The sequence below is a fragment of the Plantactinospora siamensis genome, assembly GCF_042434095.1.
Taxonomy (GTDB): Bacteria; Actinomycetota; Actinomycetes; order Mycobacteriales; family Micromonosporaceae; genus KBS50.
On record NZ_JBHLUE010000017.1, the window covers coordinates 290034 to 305984 of the forward strand.

The following is a 15951-nucleotide window of genomic DNA, read 5'->3' on the forward strand; positions in this document are numbered from 1 at the left end:
CCTATACCGAAAGCGATAACAAGGGGCCCTTCCTTCCCTCCTCAGGCGAGCCGGACCGAGGTGCGGGGGAGCGCGGCGGTGAAACCGAGCCGCCGGTAGAGCCGGGTGGCGCCGGTGTTGTGGGTGTAGACGCCCAGCGCCACCGTGTCGAACCGGTCGAACAGCGACCGGGCCATGCCCACGGTGAGCGCGGCGCCGAGACCCCGGCCGCGGGCGGCGGTGGCCACGGTGAGCCCGGCCAGGAAGCCGATGTCGCCCCGGCTGCGGTCGGCCCCGCACGCCACCAGCCGGGCGCCGTCGCGGATGCCGTACCAGGCGACGATCCGGGGGTCGTCCGGGCGGGCCGTGCTGGTCGGGAACGACCCGTCGATCAGCGCGGTGAGCGCCGGGGTGTCCGCCGCGGTCAGCCGGACCACCCGCTCGGCGCCCGGCACCGGCGCCGGGGCCGCGGTCAGCCAGCGGAAGTCCCAGTCGTCCCGCGCGTCGACCGCGAGCCGGCCGGCCAGGTCGGCCGGGCCGACGCGGGGCAGGTGCAGCAGGCTGCCCGGCGCCGGCGGGCGCTCGGCGAGCAGCCCGGCCAGCAGGTCGACCGCGGGCCCGGTCGGCCCGTACGCGCCGCCCGCCGGCCCGCCGGTCGTGGGCAGCAGCCACGCCGTGGCGCCGGCGGCGGTGCGCCCGAGCGGCTCGCAGTCGCGGACCAGCGCGTGCCGGGGGTAGGGGTGCTGCCCGGTGGCCGCCAGGATGGCGGCCCGCCCGGTCAGCGTGGTGGCGCCGTTGATCACCAACCCAGGTTAGGCCGCCGGCGCCCGCGGGACGGCGGCCGGGCCCGGTCGTCACGCTCCGCAGTCCAAGCTGGAGATTGGCGGAACGACCGGTTGGGTACATCCCGCGCCGACTCACTGGGATCCCCCACCGGAGGACTGAGATGCTCGCCATCGCCGCGGCAATCGTTTTCGGCTTCGCCCTGCTGCTGGATCTGTTCAACACGGATCTCGGCGCGCACGACCTGTTCAACTGGAACACCCTGGTGCTGATCGGGCTGCTGCTGCTCTCCCTGTACCTGGCCGGCGTCGGTCGGGGCCCGGCCGGCAGCGGTGGCGGCGGCGGTGGCCGTTGGTACCGGGGTCGCCGCCCGGGTCGCGGCTGACCGGGCGTTCGGCTGTGACCGGCTCGGCCGTCGGCGTGTTTCCGGGGCCGCCGTCCGGGCCGGTACTGTCGTGTTGATGCAACCGGACGGTCTCTTCCCGCTCACCGAGCCCGGCGGCGTGCGCACCGCGCCCGCCGGCGGGCTCGGCGCGTACCCCGAGGCGCAGGGCGGGGGCGGCCTGTCCCGGCCCGCGCCCGACTCGCCCCTGGCCGTCCGGATGCGTCCGGTGACCCTGGACGAGCTGGTCGGCCAGGAGCACCTGCTGGCGCCGGGCGCCCCGTTGCGGCAGTTGGTGGCCGGCTCGAGCCCGATGTCGGTCATCCTCTGGGGCCCGCCGGGCAGCGGCAAGACCACCATCGCGCACCTGGTGGCCGGCGCGACCGACCGGGAGTTCGTCGCCATGTCGGCGTTGTCCGCCGGGGTCAAGGACGTGCGCGCGGTGATCGACGCGGCCCGCCGCCGGCGCCGGGCCGGCGGCTCGCCGACCGTGCTGTTCATCGACGAGGTGCACCGGTTCAGCAAGACGCAGCAGGATTCGCTGCTGGCGGCGGTCGAGGACCGCACGGTCACGCTGCTGGCCGCCACCACCGAAAACCCCTACTTCTCGGTCATCTCGCCGCTGCTGTCCCGGTGCGTGCTGCTCACCCTGCAGCCGCTCGGCGAGGACGCCGTCCGCGGGCTGCTACGCCGCGCGGTCGCCGACGGGCGCGGCCTCGCCGGGGCGGTCGAGCTCTCCGCCGAGGCCGAGGACCATCTGGTACGCCTGGCCGGCGGCGACGTCCGCAAGGCGCTGACCGCCCTCGAGGCCGCCGCGGCCGCGGCCACCGCCGGCGCGCAGCCGGAGCCGGGGTTTGGCGGAGGTGAGCACCGGCCGGTCGGCCCCGCCGGCGCGCAGCCGGAGCCGGGGCTCGACCAGCCGGCCCGGGTCGTGATCGACCTCGCCGTGGCGGAGCGGGCCGTGGACGTGGCGGCCGTCCGTTACGACCGCGACGGCGACGCGCACTACGACGTCACCAGCGCGTTCATCAAGAGCATGCGCGGTTCCGACGTCGACGCGGCGTTGCACTGGCTGGCCCGGATGCTGGTGGCCGGCGAGGACGCGCGCTTCATCGCCCGACGCATCGTGATCTTCGCGAGCGAGGACGTCGGCATGGCCGACCCCGCCGCGCTCACCGTGGCCACCGCCGCGGCCCACGCCGTGGAGTACGTGGGTCTGCCCGAGGCTCAGCTCAACCTGGCGCAGGCGGTGATACACATGGCCACCGCCCCCAAGTCGAACTCGGCGACCGCGGCCCTCGGGGCGGCGATGGCCGACGTGCGGGCCGGCCGCGGCGGCGCGGTGCCGGCCGCGTTGCGCGACGGGCACTATCCCGGATCCCGGGGGCTCGGCCACGGCCGGGGCTACCGCTATCCGCATGACGACCAGCGCGGAGTGCTCACCCAGCAGTACGTTCCGGACGATCTGGTGGGGGTGGACTACTACCGGCCGACCGGGCACGGCGCCGAGCGGGCCGTGGCCGGCCGGCTGCCCGCGCTGCGCGGCATCGTCCGCGGCCTGCCCGCGCGCGGAGCGTCCGACCGGCACCCGCCGGCGGCGCCGGACCGGGACACGTCGGCGGCTCCGGACCGGCACGCGCCGGCGGCTCCGGACCGAGACACGTCGGCGGCTGGGGATCGGGACACGTCGGCGGTTGCGGATGGGGACACGTCGGCGGTTGCGGATGGGGACGCGTCGGCGTCCCGGGGCCGGGACGCGGCGGCCGGTGGGGACCGGCCCGGGAACGGCGGCGGAGGCCGGGGGGCCGGTGCGCCCACGGGCGTACGCGCCGCGGAGGGGGAACTGCAGTGACACGGCGCGGCCCGGAGCAGCCGGGCGACGAACCCGGCGAGCGGCGGCAGTCGGCCGGCGGGCGTCGCTGGGGACGCTCCCGCTTCGAGCAGGAACCGGAGGCGTTCGAGGAGGACGCCGGGCGGCCCGGGGATCCCCGGCCGGAGCGGCGCCCGGCGCCGCCCCCGCCGCCCGCGGACCCCGGCCCGTCCGCCGACCAGAGCGGCGCCTTCCGGTCGGGGCGACACGGCGCGGACGGCTGGGCCGAGGACACCGGCGCGGTCCGGCGTGCCCGGCACGGCGCGGCGGGCGAGGCCGAGGACAGCGGCGCCTTCCGGCGGGCACGGCACGCCGGCCAGGATCAGCCCGACACCGGTGCCATCGGCCCAGCGGGCCGGCCGGCTCGCCCTGCCGACTGGATCCGTCGCGGCCGGGGCGGCCGAGCCAACCCGGTCAGCGGCGGCGGCGCCGGCCCGGCATCCGGCCCGCCGGCGCCCGACCGGCCGGTGGGGTCGCCGCCGGGCGCCGGCGCTGCTCGCCCGGGACGGCCGCCGGTGCCACCGGGCATGCCGGCCCGACCGGTCAGCGGACCGTCCGGTCCGGCCGGTGCTCCCGGGGGGGACCCCGGCGCGCCGCCGTGGACCGGTCCCGGCGTACCCGGACCATCCGGCGCGGCGTCCGGACCCGCCGGCGCCGCGCCCGCGCGCCCCGGCGGCGCTTCACCGGCGCGCCCCGGTCGCGGCCTGCCCACCGGTCCGGGACCGGGCGGTGGCCCGGGCGGCCGGAACGTTCCGGCGGGTCGTGGCGGGCCGGGCGCTTCCGGCGGTCCCGGACCGGCCGGCGGCCCCGGTGTCGCGGCCGGCCCGAACGTTCCGGCGGGTCGTGGCCGGCCGGGTGCTCCCGGCGGTCCGGGCTCGGCCGGCGGGCCCGGCGGGCCCGGTGGTCCGAACGTCCCGGCGGGTCGGGGCCGGTCCGGTGCTCCGGGTGGTCCCGGGGCGGCCGGTGGCCCCGGCGGTCCGAACGTTCCGGGCGGTGCCGGCCGGGCAGGTGCTCCCGGCGGTCCGGGTCCGCTCGGCGGGCCCGGTGGCCCACCCACTCCGGCGGGTCGTGACCGGCTCGGCGCCGGCGGTCCGGGAGCGGCCGGTGTCCCTGGCGGCCCGAACGATCCGACCGGTCGCGGCATGGCTCCGCCGGGCCGGGGCGGCCCACCGGCACGGCCGGAGCCAGCCCGCGGGGCGGCCCGGCCCGCCGCGCCCGGTGCTCCATCCGGGGCGGCCCGGCCGGGTGGTGCTCCGGCTGGCGCGACCCGGCGAGGCGCGTCCGGCGCCCCGGCCGGGTCGGCCGCCGTGCCTGGCGCGCCGGCCCGGCCCGGCGGACCCGGCCCGGGGTCCGGTCCGCCGGCGGGCGGACCGGGTGGCGGTCCGCCCGCGGCGAGTGGCCGGAGTGTGGCCGCGGCCGCGCCCGTGCCGCCCCGACCGGGTGGCCCAGGCGCGAGCGGCCCATTGCCGCGGCCCGGCTCGGCCGGTCCGGGGGCGAGCGGCCCGCTGCCGCGGGCGGGTGAGGTCAGTGGCCCGCCGCCGCGGCCCGGCTCGGCCGGTCCGGGGGCCAGCGGCCCGCTGCCGCGGTCGAGTGAGGTCAGTGGCGCGCTGCCGCGGCAGGCCAGCGGGCCGGCGCCGCGGTCGGCCGAGATCAGCGGCCCCTTGCCGCGGTCCGCACCGCCCGGCCCGGGTACGAGCGGCCCGCTGCCGCGGTCGGCGGAGGTCAGCGGCCCGCTGCCGCGATCGGCGGAGGTCAGCGGCCCGTTGCCGCGGCAGGTCAGCGGCCCGTTGCCGCGCCCCGGCGAGGTCAGTGGCGCGTTGCCGCGACCGGGCAGCGGCCCGCCGTCGCGGCCCGGTGGAGCGTCCGACGCCGGTGGCGGCGTCGGCGATCCGGCCTCGACGAGCGGGCGCAACCGCGCCCTGTCCGCCGGGGTGGACGCCGTTCGTGGCGCCCCGTCCGAGCTTCGCCGGCAGATGCGCCAGCAGCGCCGGCTCCGGCTGGCCGCCCTCGGCGTCGCCTGCCTGGTGCTGCTCGCCGCGCTGCCGTTGTTCTTCGTCTTGCGGGCGTCCGACCAGGACCCGGTCTTCGCCTCGCTCGACGATCTCGGGCTGCCCGGCTGGGCGGCGACCGGCACGGTCGACGACGTCAGCGGCAACCGCTGGTGCCTGATCGACTGCCGGCTGCGCGAACGCATCACCCGGTCCGGGAAGGAGCCGGACGAGACCAACCGGGTGTACGTGGCCGCGTTGACGGCCGCCGGTTGGCGCGCGTGGCAGCCGCCGCTGTGTCCCGAGCAAAAGGTCGAGGGCCACTACAGCTGCTGGCGTCGGGACGAGTTGACCCTCGACCTGTGGGTGCGCAAGCCCACCTGCGGGGTGCCGGCCCCGTCGAGCGTGCCGCAGGACGGCCGCACCCAGCCCCCGCCGGGCCAGCGGAAGGACGAGGCGGACTGCGCCGGTTCGCAGGTCTCGCTGAAGGTGCGGGACGCGGTCGACGACGACCGGACCCGCCCCCGGCCGGACCTGAGCCCGTCGTTCGGCGATGTCGGCGCCGTGCCCGGTCCTTCCTGACGATCCACTCCGGGACCGCCACGCCGCCCGCAGTGCGGCCGGTGTTCGTCACGAACTGTAAGGTCTGCACGTTGGCGGATGCAGACGCGTGGAATCGCCGGCCGGATTCCGATAGGCCGGCCGGCCCCCGGGGTACGAGGGGCGCCGACACATTCGCGTTGTTGGGTGGAGGAGGACACGGGTGAGTGGTGGAGAGATCGCTGCGCTCGTCGCGGCCGGAGCGTTCCTGATGCTGGTGCTGGTGCTGGCGGTGCCGATCCTGCGGCTGCGGCACACGGTCGACGCCGCGACCCGGGCGATCAACGACATGAACGAGCGGACGGGCCCGTTGCTGGGCGACGTGACCGCGACGGTCGGCAACGTCAACACCGCCCTGACGCAGGTGCACACCTCGCTCGACGGCGTCAACCTTCAGCTCGCGAAGGTCGACACCATGACCACGCACATCCAGAACGTCACGGCCAACGTGGCGAACCTCGCCACGGTGGTCTCCGCGGCCGCGGCGAACCCGCTGGTCAAGGTCGCCTCCTTCGGGTACGGCGTCCGCCGCGCCGCCGCGGCGCGGCGCAACGCGGAGACCGAGAAGGAGGTCCGGACGGCGATCAAGCAGCGCCGCCGGGCCGGCCGCTGAATCCGGTGCCGGGGCGGAACGCCGGAAGGGAAGGATGAGGTCATGAGAAGGTTGCTGTGGCTGGGCGTCGGGCTCGCCGTGGGCGCGCTGGTGGTTCGCAAGGCCACCCGGGCGGCGCAGGCGTACACCCCGGCCGGGATGGCGACCTCCGTCACGCAATCCGTTGGCGGGCTGGTGGAGTCGTTGCGTAGCTTCGTCGAGGACGTCCGGGACGGGATGGCCGAGCGCGAGCAGGAGATCCAGCGGGCGTTCGCCGAGGGCGTGCTGTACGAGGATCGGTTCGCCGAGGTGCGCGAGGCGCCCGAATTCGGCGCGGACCAGCGGTTGCGGGAGGAAGGCACCCGATGAGAACGGCGGAGATCAAGCGACGGTTCCTGGCGCACTTCGAGGCCAACGGCCATGCCGTGGTGCCGTCGGCTCCGCTGCCCGCCATCAGCGACCCGAACCTGCTGTTCATCAATGCCGGCATGGTGCAGTTCGTGCCGTACTTCCTGGGCCAGCAGACCCCGCCCTACCGGCGGGCCGCCAGCGTGCAGAAGTGCATCCGCACCCCGGACATCGACGAGGTCGGCAAGACCAGCCGGCACGGCACGTTCTTCCAGATGAACGGCAACTTCTCGTTCGGCGACTACTTCAAGGCCGAGGCGATCCCCCTGGCCTGGGACCTGAGCACCAAGCCGGTGGAGCAGGGCGGCTTCGGCCTGGACCCGGAGCGGGTCTGGCCGACCGTCTACCTGGACGACGACGAGGCGTACGAGATCTGGCGCGGCGTGGGCGTGCCCGCGGACCGGATCGTCCGCCGGGGCAAGGCCGACAACTTCTGGTCGATGGGCATCCCCGGGCCGTGCGGCCCGTGTTCGGAGCTGTTCTACGACCGCGGGCCGTCGTACGGCCGCGAGGGTGGTCCGGAGGTCGACGAGGACCGCTACCTGGAGTTCTGGAACCTCGTCTTCATGCAGTTCGAGCGGGGACCGGGCGCCGGCAAGGAGGACTGGCCGATCCTCGGTGACCTGCCGGCCAAGAACATCGACACCGGCATGGGCCTCGAGCGGATGGCGTCGATCCTGCAGGGTGTCGACAACCTGTACGAGATCGACGAGGTCCGGCCCATCCTGGACCGCGCGGCCGCGCTCACCGGCAAGCGGTACGGCGCCAACTCGTCGCACGTGGCCAGCGAGTCGCACCCGGACGACGTGCGGCTGCGGGTGGTGGCCGACCACGTCCGGACCGCGCTCATGCTGATCGGCGACGGCGTCACCCCGAGCAACGAGGGCCGCGGCTACGTGCTGCGCCGGATCATGCGCCGGGCGATCCGCGCCATGCGGCTGATGGGCTACCAGGACCGCGCGCTGCCGGAGCTGCTGCCGGTGGCCCGGGACTGCATGTCGCCGTCGTACCCGGAGCTGGCGACGGACTTCGACCGGATCTCCCAGTACGCGTACGCGGAGGAGGACGCCTTCCTGTCCACCCTGCGGGCCGGCACCACGATCCTGGACACGGCGATCGCCGAGACCAAGGCGGCCGGCGGGGCGAACCTGTCCGGGGCCAAGGCGTTCCAGCTGCACGACACGTACGGCTTCCCGATCGACCTGACCCTGGAGATCGCGGCCGAGCAGGGGCTCAAGGTCGACGACGAGGGCTTCCGCCGGTTGATGGCCGACCAGCGGTCGCGGGCCAAGGCCGACGCCCAGGCCCGCAAGACCGGTCACGTGGACACCTCGGTCTACCGTTCCGCGCTGGACGCCGGCGGACCGGTGCTGTTCAGCGGCTACACCGAGACCGAGCGTGAGTCCACGGTCCGGACCCTGCTCTCCGGCGGCGGCGCGGTGTCGGCGGCCGCCGAGGGCGACCTGGTGGAGCTGGTGCTGGACGCCACCCCGTTCTATGCCGAGGGCGGCGGCCAGCAGCCGGACCAGGGCCTGATCACGGTCGGCGGCGGCCAGCTCGAGGTGCTGGACGTGCAGCAGCCCATCCCCGGACTGACCGTGCACAAGGCCCGGGTGGTCCGCGGCGAGGTGCGCAGCGGCGAGACCGCGTACGCCGAGATCGACGTGAGCCGGCGGCGGGCCATCTCCCGCGCGCACACCGCCACCCACCTGGTGCACCAGACGATGCGGAACTTCCTCGGCGAGTCGGCCACCCAGGCCGGTTCGCTGAACGCGCCGGGCCGGCTGCGGTTCGACTTCAACACCCCGACCGGGGTGGCCCCGAGCGTGCTGGCCGACGTCGAGCAGCAGATCAACGAGGTGCTGCTCAACGACCTGGAGGTGCACGCGTTCATCACCAGCCAGGAGGAGGCGCGCCGGCTGGGCGCCATGGCGCTGTTCGGCGAGAAGTACGGCGAGAAGGTCCGGGTCGTCGAGGTGGGTGACTACGCCCGGGAGCTGTGCGGCGGCACCCACGTGTCCCGTTCCGGGCAGCTCGGCCTCGTCAAGATCCTCTCCGAGGCGTCGATCGGCTCCGGGGTACGCCGGGTCGAGGCGCTGGTGGGCATCGACGCGTTCGGCTTCCTGGCCCGGGAGCACCTGCTGGTGTCCCGGCTGGCCGAGCTCTACCGGGTGCCCGCCGACCAGGTGGCGGACCGGGTCGAGCAGACCGTCACCCAGCTGCGGGACGCCGAGAAGGAGCTGGAGAAGCTGCGCGCCCAGCTGGTGCTGGGCGGGGCCGGCGCGCTGGCCGCGCAGGCCCGGGACCTCGGCGGGACCGCGTACGTCGGCACGGAGGCGCCCGAGGGCGCGGCCGGCAACGACGTGCGGACGCTGGCCCAGGAGATCCGGGGCCGGATCGATCCGGCCCGGCCCGCGGTGGTGGCCGTGGTGGCCCGGGCCGGCGGCAAGGCGTCCATGGTGGTTGCCGTGAACGCGGCGGCCAAGGGGCGTGGGCTGTCCGCGGCCGACCTGGTGAAGGGCGCGTTCTCGGGCCGCGGGGGCGGCAACGCCGACCTGGCCCAGGGCGGCGGCCTGCCGGCCGCCGAGGCCCCCCGGTTGCTCGAATCGGTGGAACGGGCCGTCGCCGCCGTCTGACATCGCCCCCGCCTCCGGGGGTGGGCTGCGGAGCGTGAGGTGGCCGGTGGCCTGGGCGGACCCACGGTCCGCCGGTCTGCACGCGGAGTGACCCGGTCGTCGCGATCGGCACGGGTTGACCGTTCCGGTTGCTGCGGGGCGGGTTGCTGTGGTTGTCTCGGCCACGGCGACCCGCCCCTGACCTGCCTGCGGAGGAAACGAACCACGATGAACGGCTTTCCGCGCGGCGTACGGTTGGGCGTGGACGTCGGGCAGGTGCGGGTCGGCGTGGCCCGGTCGGACCCGGATGGGGTGCTGGCCACCCCGCTGGTGACCCTGGCGCGGGACCTGCGCGCCGCCGAGCCCGACCTTCCCGCGGACATCGCCGAGCTGCGCCGGCTGGTGGGCGAGCACGAGGCGGTCGAGGTGGTGGTGGGGCTGCCGGTCACCCTGGCGGGCCGGCACGGCCCGGCGGCCGAGATCGCCTCCGGCTACGCCCGGCGGTTGGCGGCCGTGGTGGACCCGGTGCCGGTGCGGCTCAGTGACGAGAGGATGTCGACTGTCGTCGCGTCTCGTAGGCTGTCCGAGCGGGGCGTTAAGGGACGGCGTCAGCGGGCGGTGGTCGACCAGGCGGCCGCGGTGGAGATCCTGCAGAGCTGGCTGGACGCACAGCGGAGGCGGACAACATGATCGACGAGCTGGATCTCGGGTTCGAGGAGCAGCGGACCGAGAAGGGCCGACATCGCCGGGGCTACGTGCTTCGGCGCAAGAGTGGCAAGGGCGGCAAGGGCGGTGGCCGGGGAAAGACCGCGGTGGCGCTGCTGATGACGCTGGTCCTGCTGGGCGGTCTGGTCGGCGGTGTCTGGTACGGCTTCGGCCGGATCCAGGGCCTCTTCGGCACCCCCGACTACTCCGGCCCGGGCAGCGGCGAGGCCATCGTCCAGGTCAAGGACGGCGACACGATCACCGACGTGGGCAACTCGCTGTACGAGGCGGGCGTGATCAAGAGCGCGAAGGCGTACGTCAAGGCCGCCGACGCCAACTCGCTGGCCAAGAACGTCGGCGAGGGGACGTACCGGCTGCGCAAGCAGATGAGGGCGGCCGACGCGCTCACCCTGCTGCTCGACCCGAAGAGCCGGGTCGTCAACGGGGTGACCATCCCGGAGGGCTCGATCTCGCTGGCCATCTACGATCAGCTGGCCAAGGCCACGAAGATCCCGGTGGACGACTTCAAGAAGGCGGCGCGGGATCCGGTCGCGCTCGGGGTGCCGGACTGGTGGTTCAAGCGCACCGACAAGAAGAAGTCGACGAAAAGCATCGAGGGCTTCCTCTATCCGGCGACGTACGAGATCCCGAAGAACGCCACGGCCGAGCAGATCCTCCGGATGATGGTCGCGCAGTTCATGAAGGTCACCCAGGACCTCAAGTTCGTCGACACCGTGCAGCAGTCGCGCGGCGGGATCAGCCCCTACGAGGCTTTGATCACCGCGTCCATCGCCCAGGCCGAGGCGGTCGACCCCAAGGACATGGGCCCGGTCTCCCGGGTGATCTACAACCGGGTCTACGCCGGGAAGTATTCGGTGTGCCACTGCCTCAAGATCGACAGCGCTCTGAACTACTGGCTTCGTCTGCAGGGCAAGGACCCGAAGGACTCGAACGACCTGAAGCTCAGTGAGATCAACGACCTGAAGAACCCGTACAACACGCACAACGTGGACGGCCTGCCAATCACCCCGATCAGCAACCCGGGTGAGGCGGCGCTCAAGGGCGCCATGGACCCCCCGGAGAGCAACAACATCTTCTTCGCGACCACCGACAACAAGGGCACCATGGAATACGCCGCCGACGACGCCGGGTTCCGGAAGATCCAGGACAAGATGTGTCGCAACGGCGTGCTGAGCGGCGAGAACTGCAAGTGAGGGCTGCCGTCCTCGGCAAGCCGATCGGCCACTCGCTCTCCCCGGTGATCCACAACGCCGGCTACGCGGCTGCCGGGCTGCCGGGCTGGTCGTACACGGCCATCGAGTGCGCCGAGGCGGAGCTGCCCGGCCTGGTGGCCGGGCTCGGCCCGGAGTGGGCCGGCCTGTCCCTCACCATGCCGCTGAAGGAGGCGGCGCTCGCGGTGGCCGGCGAGGTCTCGCCGGTGGCGGCCGCGATCGGGGCCGCCAACACGCTGGTACGCCGTCCCCCTCCCGCCTCAGCCGCTTCGTCGGCGCCCGGTGCCTGGTACGCCGAGAACACCGACGTGGCCGGCATGGTGGAGGTGCTGACCGCCGCGGGCGTACCGGCCGGGGCCGACGTGACGGTGCTCGGCGCCGGCGGCACGGCCCGGGCGGCGCTGGCGGCGGCGGCCCGGCTGGCCGCGGCCGGGGTGACCGTGCTGGCCCGCCGGCCGGCGGCCATCAACGAGCTGCGGCCGGTGGCCGACGCCCTCGGGGTGGCGCTGACCGGCGCCGACTGGACCGACGCGGTCCGGCTGGACGCCGACGTGGTGATCGCGTGCGTGCCCAAGGGGGTGGCCGACCCGCTGGCCGGCGCGGTGCGCTGGCGGCCCGGCTGCGTCTTCTTCGACGCCCTGTACGACCCGTGGCCCACCCCGCTCGCGGTGGCCGCCGAGGCGGCCGGCTGCCCGGTGCTCTCCGGGTTGGACCTGTTGCTGGCCCAGGCGGCGGGCCAGTTCGAGCTGTTCACCCGGCGCACCGCCCCGCGCACCGCGATGGCCGCAGCCCTGGTGGCGGCCCGGCGGGCCTGACCCGCTGCCGATTTGTAGGCGTGCTGGACCGGCGCGGCCGCCGGCGCCAGCGCCGGTCGCGCTGTGCCGGACGGTGCGGCCGCTGGCGCCGGTCGCGCCGGCCTGGCGGAGCGCGAGGCCGGGTATCGCGGGTGCCGTCCCACTAGGTGGTCGGCGCTCCCGGCGGATCCCGCCCCCGCGACCGTCGCCCCGATCCCGCTGCCATCCGCTGCGGGCGCGTCCGACGGCGGCGACAACGGGGTTGACCTCGGCCGGTGCGGCCGAACGTCGATCGTCGAGGTGGACTCGCCGGTGCCCGCTCGCCATCATCGGCGTGGTTATCCGGCGGCTCGGACCGGTCCCGCGGAGACTTTGCTCTGCTGCCTCCCACGCCCCACCTTGTGTCCGATAATCGGACGGATGGTGGGGCGCCGGGGGCAGCAGAGCAAAGGCGCCGTGGCGGGTGCCCGCGGAGCGTCGGGAGTGCCCGCCGGATCGCCCGCCCCCGCAAAGTTTGCGCTGCTCGGGACGCTGCAATGGTCGCTCCTGGGCGCGCGGCGTGGGCGGTCCGCTCGGGCGTCGTGCCGCCCGCATAGCGGGAAGGGGTGGGCCGGCTGGTTGCGGCCGTGGTTCTGCGAAGCCGGGCGGGCCGGCGGGCGGCGGCCGTGGTTGGGCGGAGCCGGGCGGGCCGGCGGGCTGCGGGACGGCCCCGAGCGGCTCCCCGGTCACAGCATCAACGGATGGCCAAGCGCGCGGACCGGACCGCCAAGACCCGCACCGTGGACGCTAGGCCCGCGCCCACCGCTGGTTGGCGCCGCCGGTGCAGGTCCAGATGTCGACGAGGCTGCCGTTGGCCGTGCCGCCGTCCTTGACGTCGAGGCAGAGTCCCGAGCCCACGCCGGTGATCGTGCCGTCGCCGTTCAGCGTCCACTGCTGGTTCGTGCCGCCGTTGCAGTCCCAGATCTCCACCTTGGTGCCGGGGGTGGTGGCCGCGCCCGCCACGTCCAGGCACTTGTTGCCGTAGACCCGCAGTTCCCGGGCGGCCGTGAGGGTCCAGGACTGGTTGCCGCCGCCGTTGCAGTCCCAGATGTGCAGCTGCACGCCGTTGGTCGTCGACCAGCCGGGCACGTCGAGGCACCGATTCGAGCCGGCGCCCCGCAGGATCGATGTGCCGCCGTCGGTGGGGCCGCCGCCGGTGCTCACCGCACCGGTCGCGGCGTCGACGGTCCAGTTCGACGGGCACGCCATCGACACCGTGGTACCGCTGACCGTGAGCGGCTCCCACACGTACCGGGAATCGGTGAGGTTGCCGGAGTTCCAGCGGTCGCCGAGGAAGAGATGGCTCGTCGTGCTGCTGCCGGACACCGGCAGGATGGTGGTGGTCTGCGAGTTGCAGGTGTTGGTCCCGCCGGGCGCGAAGCTGCGCCAGCCGCTCCACGTGCCGGTGATGGAGCTGGCCGTCGTGTACTGGTTGTCGTTCGTGGACCAGCCGGTCAGGTGTGAGCCGAAGAGGTAGTAGGTCCCGCCGATCTTGACCATGGCCGGCGACTCGTACTGGTCGAGCGTCTTCACCAGGGCCGTGACGCTGAGGAAGTCCGGCGACAGCTGGTAGATCTGGAGCTTCCGGTTCGTCCGGTCCTCGCTCAGGAAGTAACCGGTGCCGCCGTCGAGGAACAGGTTGTCGTCCAGGCTGTCGTGGCCCAGTGGCTTGAAGCCACCGCGGTAGGTGTAGTTGCCGCAGACGCTGCCGCTGGTGGCCACGCCGGCCCGCCGGTCGGTGTAGCTGGAGTTGTCGATGTGCATGTACATCACGTACGTGCCGGTGGCGCTGTTGTGGATGACGTGCGGCCGCTCGACGATCCGGTTGGGTCCGAGGTCCCCGCTGCCCTGCCGGGTCAGCACGTTCGCCACGAACGTCCAGGTCTTCAGGTCGGTGGAGGAGTAGCACGTGACGTTCTGGAAGGCCGACCCGTTGGTCTTGTCCTCACCCAGCCAGTAGTACGTGTCGCCGACCTTCGTGATGCCGCCGCCATGCGCCTGGATGGGCCGGCCGGAGGTGTCGGTCCAGACGGCGCCCGGGGTGATGGTGACCGGCATGGCCCAGGCCGGCCCCGGGGACACGCACACTAGCGCGACGACCAGCGTCGCGAGCAGGGTTGCCACTCTTCTCCACATGGTGCGGCTCCCGGTCTCCGTCACACTTCGACATACATCAATGTTAACGTAATCACTGAGGTGTTCCCGCGTCAACGCGGCAGGTGAATATCAGGGCTCGTTCGGCTCGGCAGGGGTTGATCGACGGCGCGCGGGGGTATCGCTCAGCGGGACGGCAGGGATCTGTTGGGAACCGTGGAGCGGGGGCGCGGAAAGTGGATCTCGGCTCTCCTGGCGATGCCGATCGGGCAGCGGCCGGCCGCTACTCGTCGGCCGGTTCGATGGCGCTGACGGTGGCCGCGCTGGCGGTCGCGGCGGCCGGAGCGGTCGTGCTGCGCCGGGCCGAGGGCATCGGCCGGTACGGCGGGTCGCTGCTCTACCTCCTCGGCCAGGTTGGCCTGGTGGCCGCCATGGCCCGGGCCATCGCGACCCGAGCCAGCCACTTCGCCGCGCTGGGCGTGCCGACCGGGTGGACCCGGCTCGAGCTGCGCGGCCTGCGGGATCCCGACCTGCGCCGGTGAGACAACGCGATCCGCGAGCTGCGCGAACCCTGGCAGGCGGAGCGTGATCAGGTGCTCGCTGCCGCTCGGGCCCGGGCCAGCGGACGCCTGGCCATCGTGCTGCCCGGCCTGCTGGCCGTGCTGGCCTCCGTGGTGCGGATCGTGCTGGTGGCCCAGGTGCCCGACACCCCACTGTCGTTCCGAATGGGGCTGAACGGCATCGTGGGGCTGGTGGCCGGCTGGATCGCCGTCCGGTACGACCTGGACGGCCACCGCGCCCGCAGCTACCTCCGCCGGTTCGCCGATCCGGCCGCGGCAAACCGGTCCGGAGGCGGCGACGCGTAGCGACCCGCCCCTGGGAATGGGAGGATGTTCGTGCAGGTCGAGCTGATCGGGGTGCCGTTCGACGGCATGGGCCGCGCGGGCGGCCAGGCTAACGCGCCCGCGGCGCTACGCGCGGCCGGCCTGGTCGACGCCGTCGGCTCTCGCCTCGGCGGGCTTGTCGAGGTCGACGTTCCGGAGCCCAGCCCCAGGCGGTTGGGCGGCGAGGGTCTGCTCAACGAGGACGCGCTCATCGCCACGGTCGCCGGGATCAACCGGGAGGTCGCCGCGGCACTGGTCGATGGCACCTTTCCGCTCGTCTACGGCGGGGACTGCTCGGCGTTGCTGGGCGTCGTGCCCGCCCTGCTGACCGTTGCCGGAGCCGCCGGTCTGCTGTTCCTGGACGGGCATGAGGACGCCACTGCGCTGGAGCTGTCGACCAGCGGCGAGGCCGCCAACATGGAGATCGCGATCCTGCTGGGGTTGACCGGGCCGGAATCGCTGCCGCCGCCGCTTCGATCCGCCTGCGGGATCCTGCCGGCGGCGCGGCTGGCGGTGCTCGGCCCGCGCGACGCCGCCTATCGAGACCCCATCGGAGTGCCGAGCATCCGCGACCGGGTCTGGTTCAGCCCGGTCGACGAGGTCGCCGCGGACGCGGCCGGTCGAGTGGCACTGGCGGTGGACCATCTGTCGGCCACGACGCCGGCCTGGTGGCTGCACGTGGACCTCGACGTGTTGTCGAGGGCGGCGTTCCGGTCCTGCGGCGCACCGGGTGAGCCCGCCCTGCCGGGCGGGCTCAACTGGCCCCAACTGACGGAGGCCGTCACGGCGGCCGCGCGGCACCCGGGGTGCCGCGGCTGGAGCCTCGGCGTGTACAACCCCGACCTGGACCGTGCCGCCATCGATGCGCGGGCGATCGTCGACCTGGTCGCCGAAGTCGTCGACGCCGTGCCGGGATAGCGCCGGCCGGCGCGGACGCGGCCACGCCGCTGCCGCTGCCCGGCGACCTGGCCGGCGGCGGCACCATC

13 protein-coding genes and 1 pseudogene are annotated in these 15951 nt (G+C 74.5%); 12 read left to right on the forward strand and 2 right to left on the reverse strand.

What is annotated here, in order from left to right; all coding sequences use genetic code 11:
- Positions 1-41: 41 nt before the first annotated feature.
- Positions 42-782 carry a GNAT family N-acetyltransferase gene (locus tag ACFFHU_RS21840; RefSeq protein WP_377341710.1) on the reverse strand — a complete coding sequence of 247 codons (741 nt, stop codon included), beginning with the start codon at positions 780-782 and terminating at the stop codon, positions 42-44.
- Between the two features lie 143 nt (positions 783-925).
- Here ACFFHU_RS21840 and ACFFHU_RS21845 point away from each other — a divergent pair, with 143 nt between their 5' ends.
- From ACFFHU_RS21845 to ACFFHU_RS21885, 9 genes and pseudogenes are all read left to right on the forward strand, one after another.
- A complete protein-coding gene (locus ACFFHU_RS21845; RefSeq protein WP_377341712.1) occupies positions 926-1147 on the forward strand; it encodes a hypothetical protein in 222 nt (73 codons plus the stop codon).
- A gap of 217 nt (positions 1148-1364) precedes the next feature.
- Positions 1365-2996 (forward strand): replication-associated recombination protein A, encoded by a 1632-nt coding sequence (locus ACFFHU_RS21850; RefSeq protein ID WP_377341871.1) that lies wholly within the window; start codon positions 1365-1367, stop codon positions 2994-2996.
- A gap of 1991 nt (positions 2997-4987) precedes the next feature.
- Positions 4988-5645 (forward strand): annotated as a pseudogene (locus ACFFHU_RS21855) (hypothetical protein).
- A gap of 120 nt (positions 5646-5765) precedes the next feature.
- A complete protein-coding gene (locus ACFFHU_RS21860; RefSeq protein ID WP_377341714.1) occupies positions 5766-6215 on the forward strand; it encodes a DUF948 domain-containing protein in 450 nt (149 codons plus the stop codon).
- A 42-nt stretch (positions 6216-6257) separates the two neighbouring features.
- Positions 6258-6563, forward strand: a complete 306-nt coding sequence (locus tag ACFFHU_RS21865) for a hypothetical protein (RefSeq protein WP_377341716.1) — start codon at positions 6258-6260, stop codon at positions 6561-6563.
- Positions 6560-9238 carry an alanine--tRNA ligase gene (gene alaS, locus ACFFHU_RS21870; protein ID WP_377341718.1) on the forward strand — a complete coding sequence of 893 codons (2679 nt, stop codon included), beginning with the start codon at positions 6560-6562 and terminating at the stop codon, positions 9236-9238. The genes ACFFHU_RS21865 and alaS overlap by 4 nt, the downstream gene beginning before the upstream one ends.
- A gap of 207 nt (positions 9239-9445) precedes the next feature.
- Positions 9446-9907: a Holliday junction resolvase RuvX gene (ruvX, locus tag ACFFHU_RS21875; RefSeq protein ID WP_377341720.1), complete on the forward strand. Its 462-nt coding sequence runs from the start codon at positions 9446-9448 to the stop codon at positions 9905-9907.
- Positions 9904-11136 (forward strand): endolytic transglycosylase MltG, encoded by a 1233-nt coding sequence (gene mltG / locus ACFFHU_RS21880; RefSeq protein WP_377341722.1) that lies wholly within the window; start codon positions 9904-9906, stop codon positions 11134-11136. The genes ruvX and mltG overlap by 4 nt, the downstream gene beginning before the upstream one ends.
- Positions 11133-11969 (forward strand): shikimate dehydrogenase, encoded by an 837-nt coding sequence (locus ACFFHU_RS21885; protein ID WP_377341724.1) that lies wholly within the window; start codon positions 11133-11135, stop codon positions 11967-11969. Before mltG ends, ACFFHU_RS21885 begins: the two co-directional genes overlap by 4 nt.
- A 765-nt stretch (positions 11970-12734) precedes the next feature.
- Here ACFFHU_RS21885 and ACFFHU_RS21890 read toward each other — a convergent pair.
- Complete coding sequence (locus ACFFHU_RS21890) at positions 12735-14111, reverse strand: RICIN domain-containing protein (protein WP_377341726.1); 1377 nt, start codon at positions 14109-14111, stop codon at positions 12735-12737.
- A gap of 272 nt (positions 14112-14383) precedes the next feature.
- Here ACFFHU_RS21890 and ACFFHU_RS21895 point away from each other — a divergent pair, with 272 nt between their 5' ends.
- Genes ACFFHU_RS21895 through ACFFHU_RS21905 form a run of 3 tightly spaced genes read left to right on the forward strand, consistent with a single transcriptional unit; the run spans position 14384 to position 15883 of the window.
- Positions 14384-14623, forward strand: a complete 240-nt coding sequence (locus tag ACFFHU_RS21895; RefSeq protein ID WP_377341728.1) for a hypothetical protein — start codon at positions 14384-14386, stop codon at positions 14621-14623.
- Between the two features lie 51 nt (positions 14624-14674).
- Complete coding sequence (locus ACFFHU_RS21900; RefSeq protein WP_377341730.1) at positions 14675-14947, forward strand: hypothetical protein; 273 nt, start codon at positions 14675-14677, stop codon at positions 14945-14947.
- A 24-nt stretch (positions 14948-14971) separates the two neighbouring features.
- On the forward strand, positions 14972-15883 hold the full coding sequence (locus tag ACFFHU_RS21905) for an arginase family protein (protein ID WP_377341732.1): 912 nt from the start codon (positions 14972-14974) through the stop codon (positions 15881-15883).
- Positions 15884-15951 lie beyond the last annotated feature (68 nt).

Excerpts from the sequence above, each read along its gene's own strand:
- ACFFHU_RS21845 (WP_377341712.1), top strand. The coding sequence starts at position 926 with ATGCTCGCCATCGCCGCGGCAATCGTTTTCGGCTTCGCCCTGCTGCTG.
- ACFFHU_RS21850 (WP_377341871.1), top strand. The coding sequence starts at position 1,365 with ATGCGTCCGGTGACCCTGGACGAGCTGGTCGGCCAGGAGCACCTGCTG.
- ACFFHU_RS21865 (WP_377341716.1), top strand. The coding sequence starts at position 6,258 with ATGAGAAGGTTGCTGTGGCTGGGCGTCGGGCTCGCCGTGGGCGCGCTG.
- alaS (WP_377341718.1), top strand. The coding sequence starts at position 6,560 with ATGAGAACGGCGGAGATCAAGCGACGGTTCCTGGCGCACTTCGAGGCC.
- ruvX (WP_377341720.1), top strand. The coding sequence starts at position 9,446 with ATGAACGGCTTTCCGCGCGGCGTACGGTTGGGCGTGGACGTCGGGCAG.
- mltG (WP_377341722.1), top strand. The coding sequence starts at position 9,904 with ATGATCGACGAGCTGGATCTCGGGTTCGAGGAGCAGCGGACCGAGAAG.
- ACFFHU_RS21895 (WP_377341728.1), top strand. The coding sequence starts at position 14,384 with ATGGCGCTGACGGTGGCCGCGCTGGCGGTCGCGGCGGCCGGAGCGGTC.
- ACFFHU_RS21905 (WP_377341732.1), top strand. The coding sequence starts at position 14,972 with ATGTTCGTGCAGGTCGAGCTGATCGGGGTGCCGTTCGACGGCATGGGC.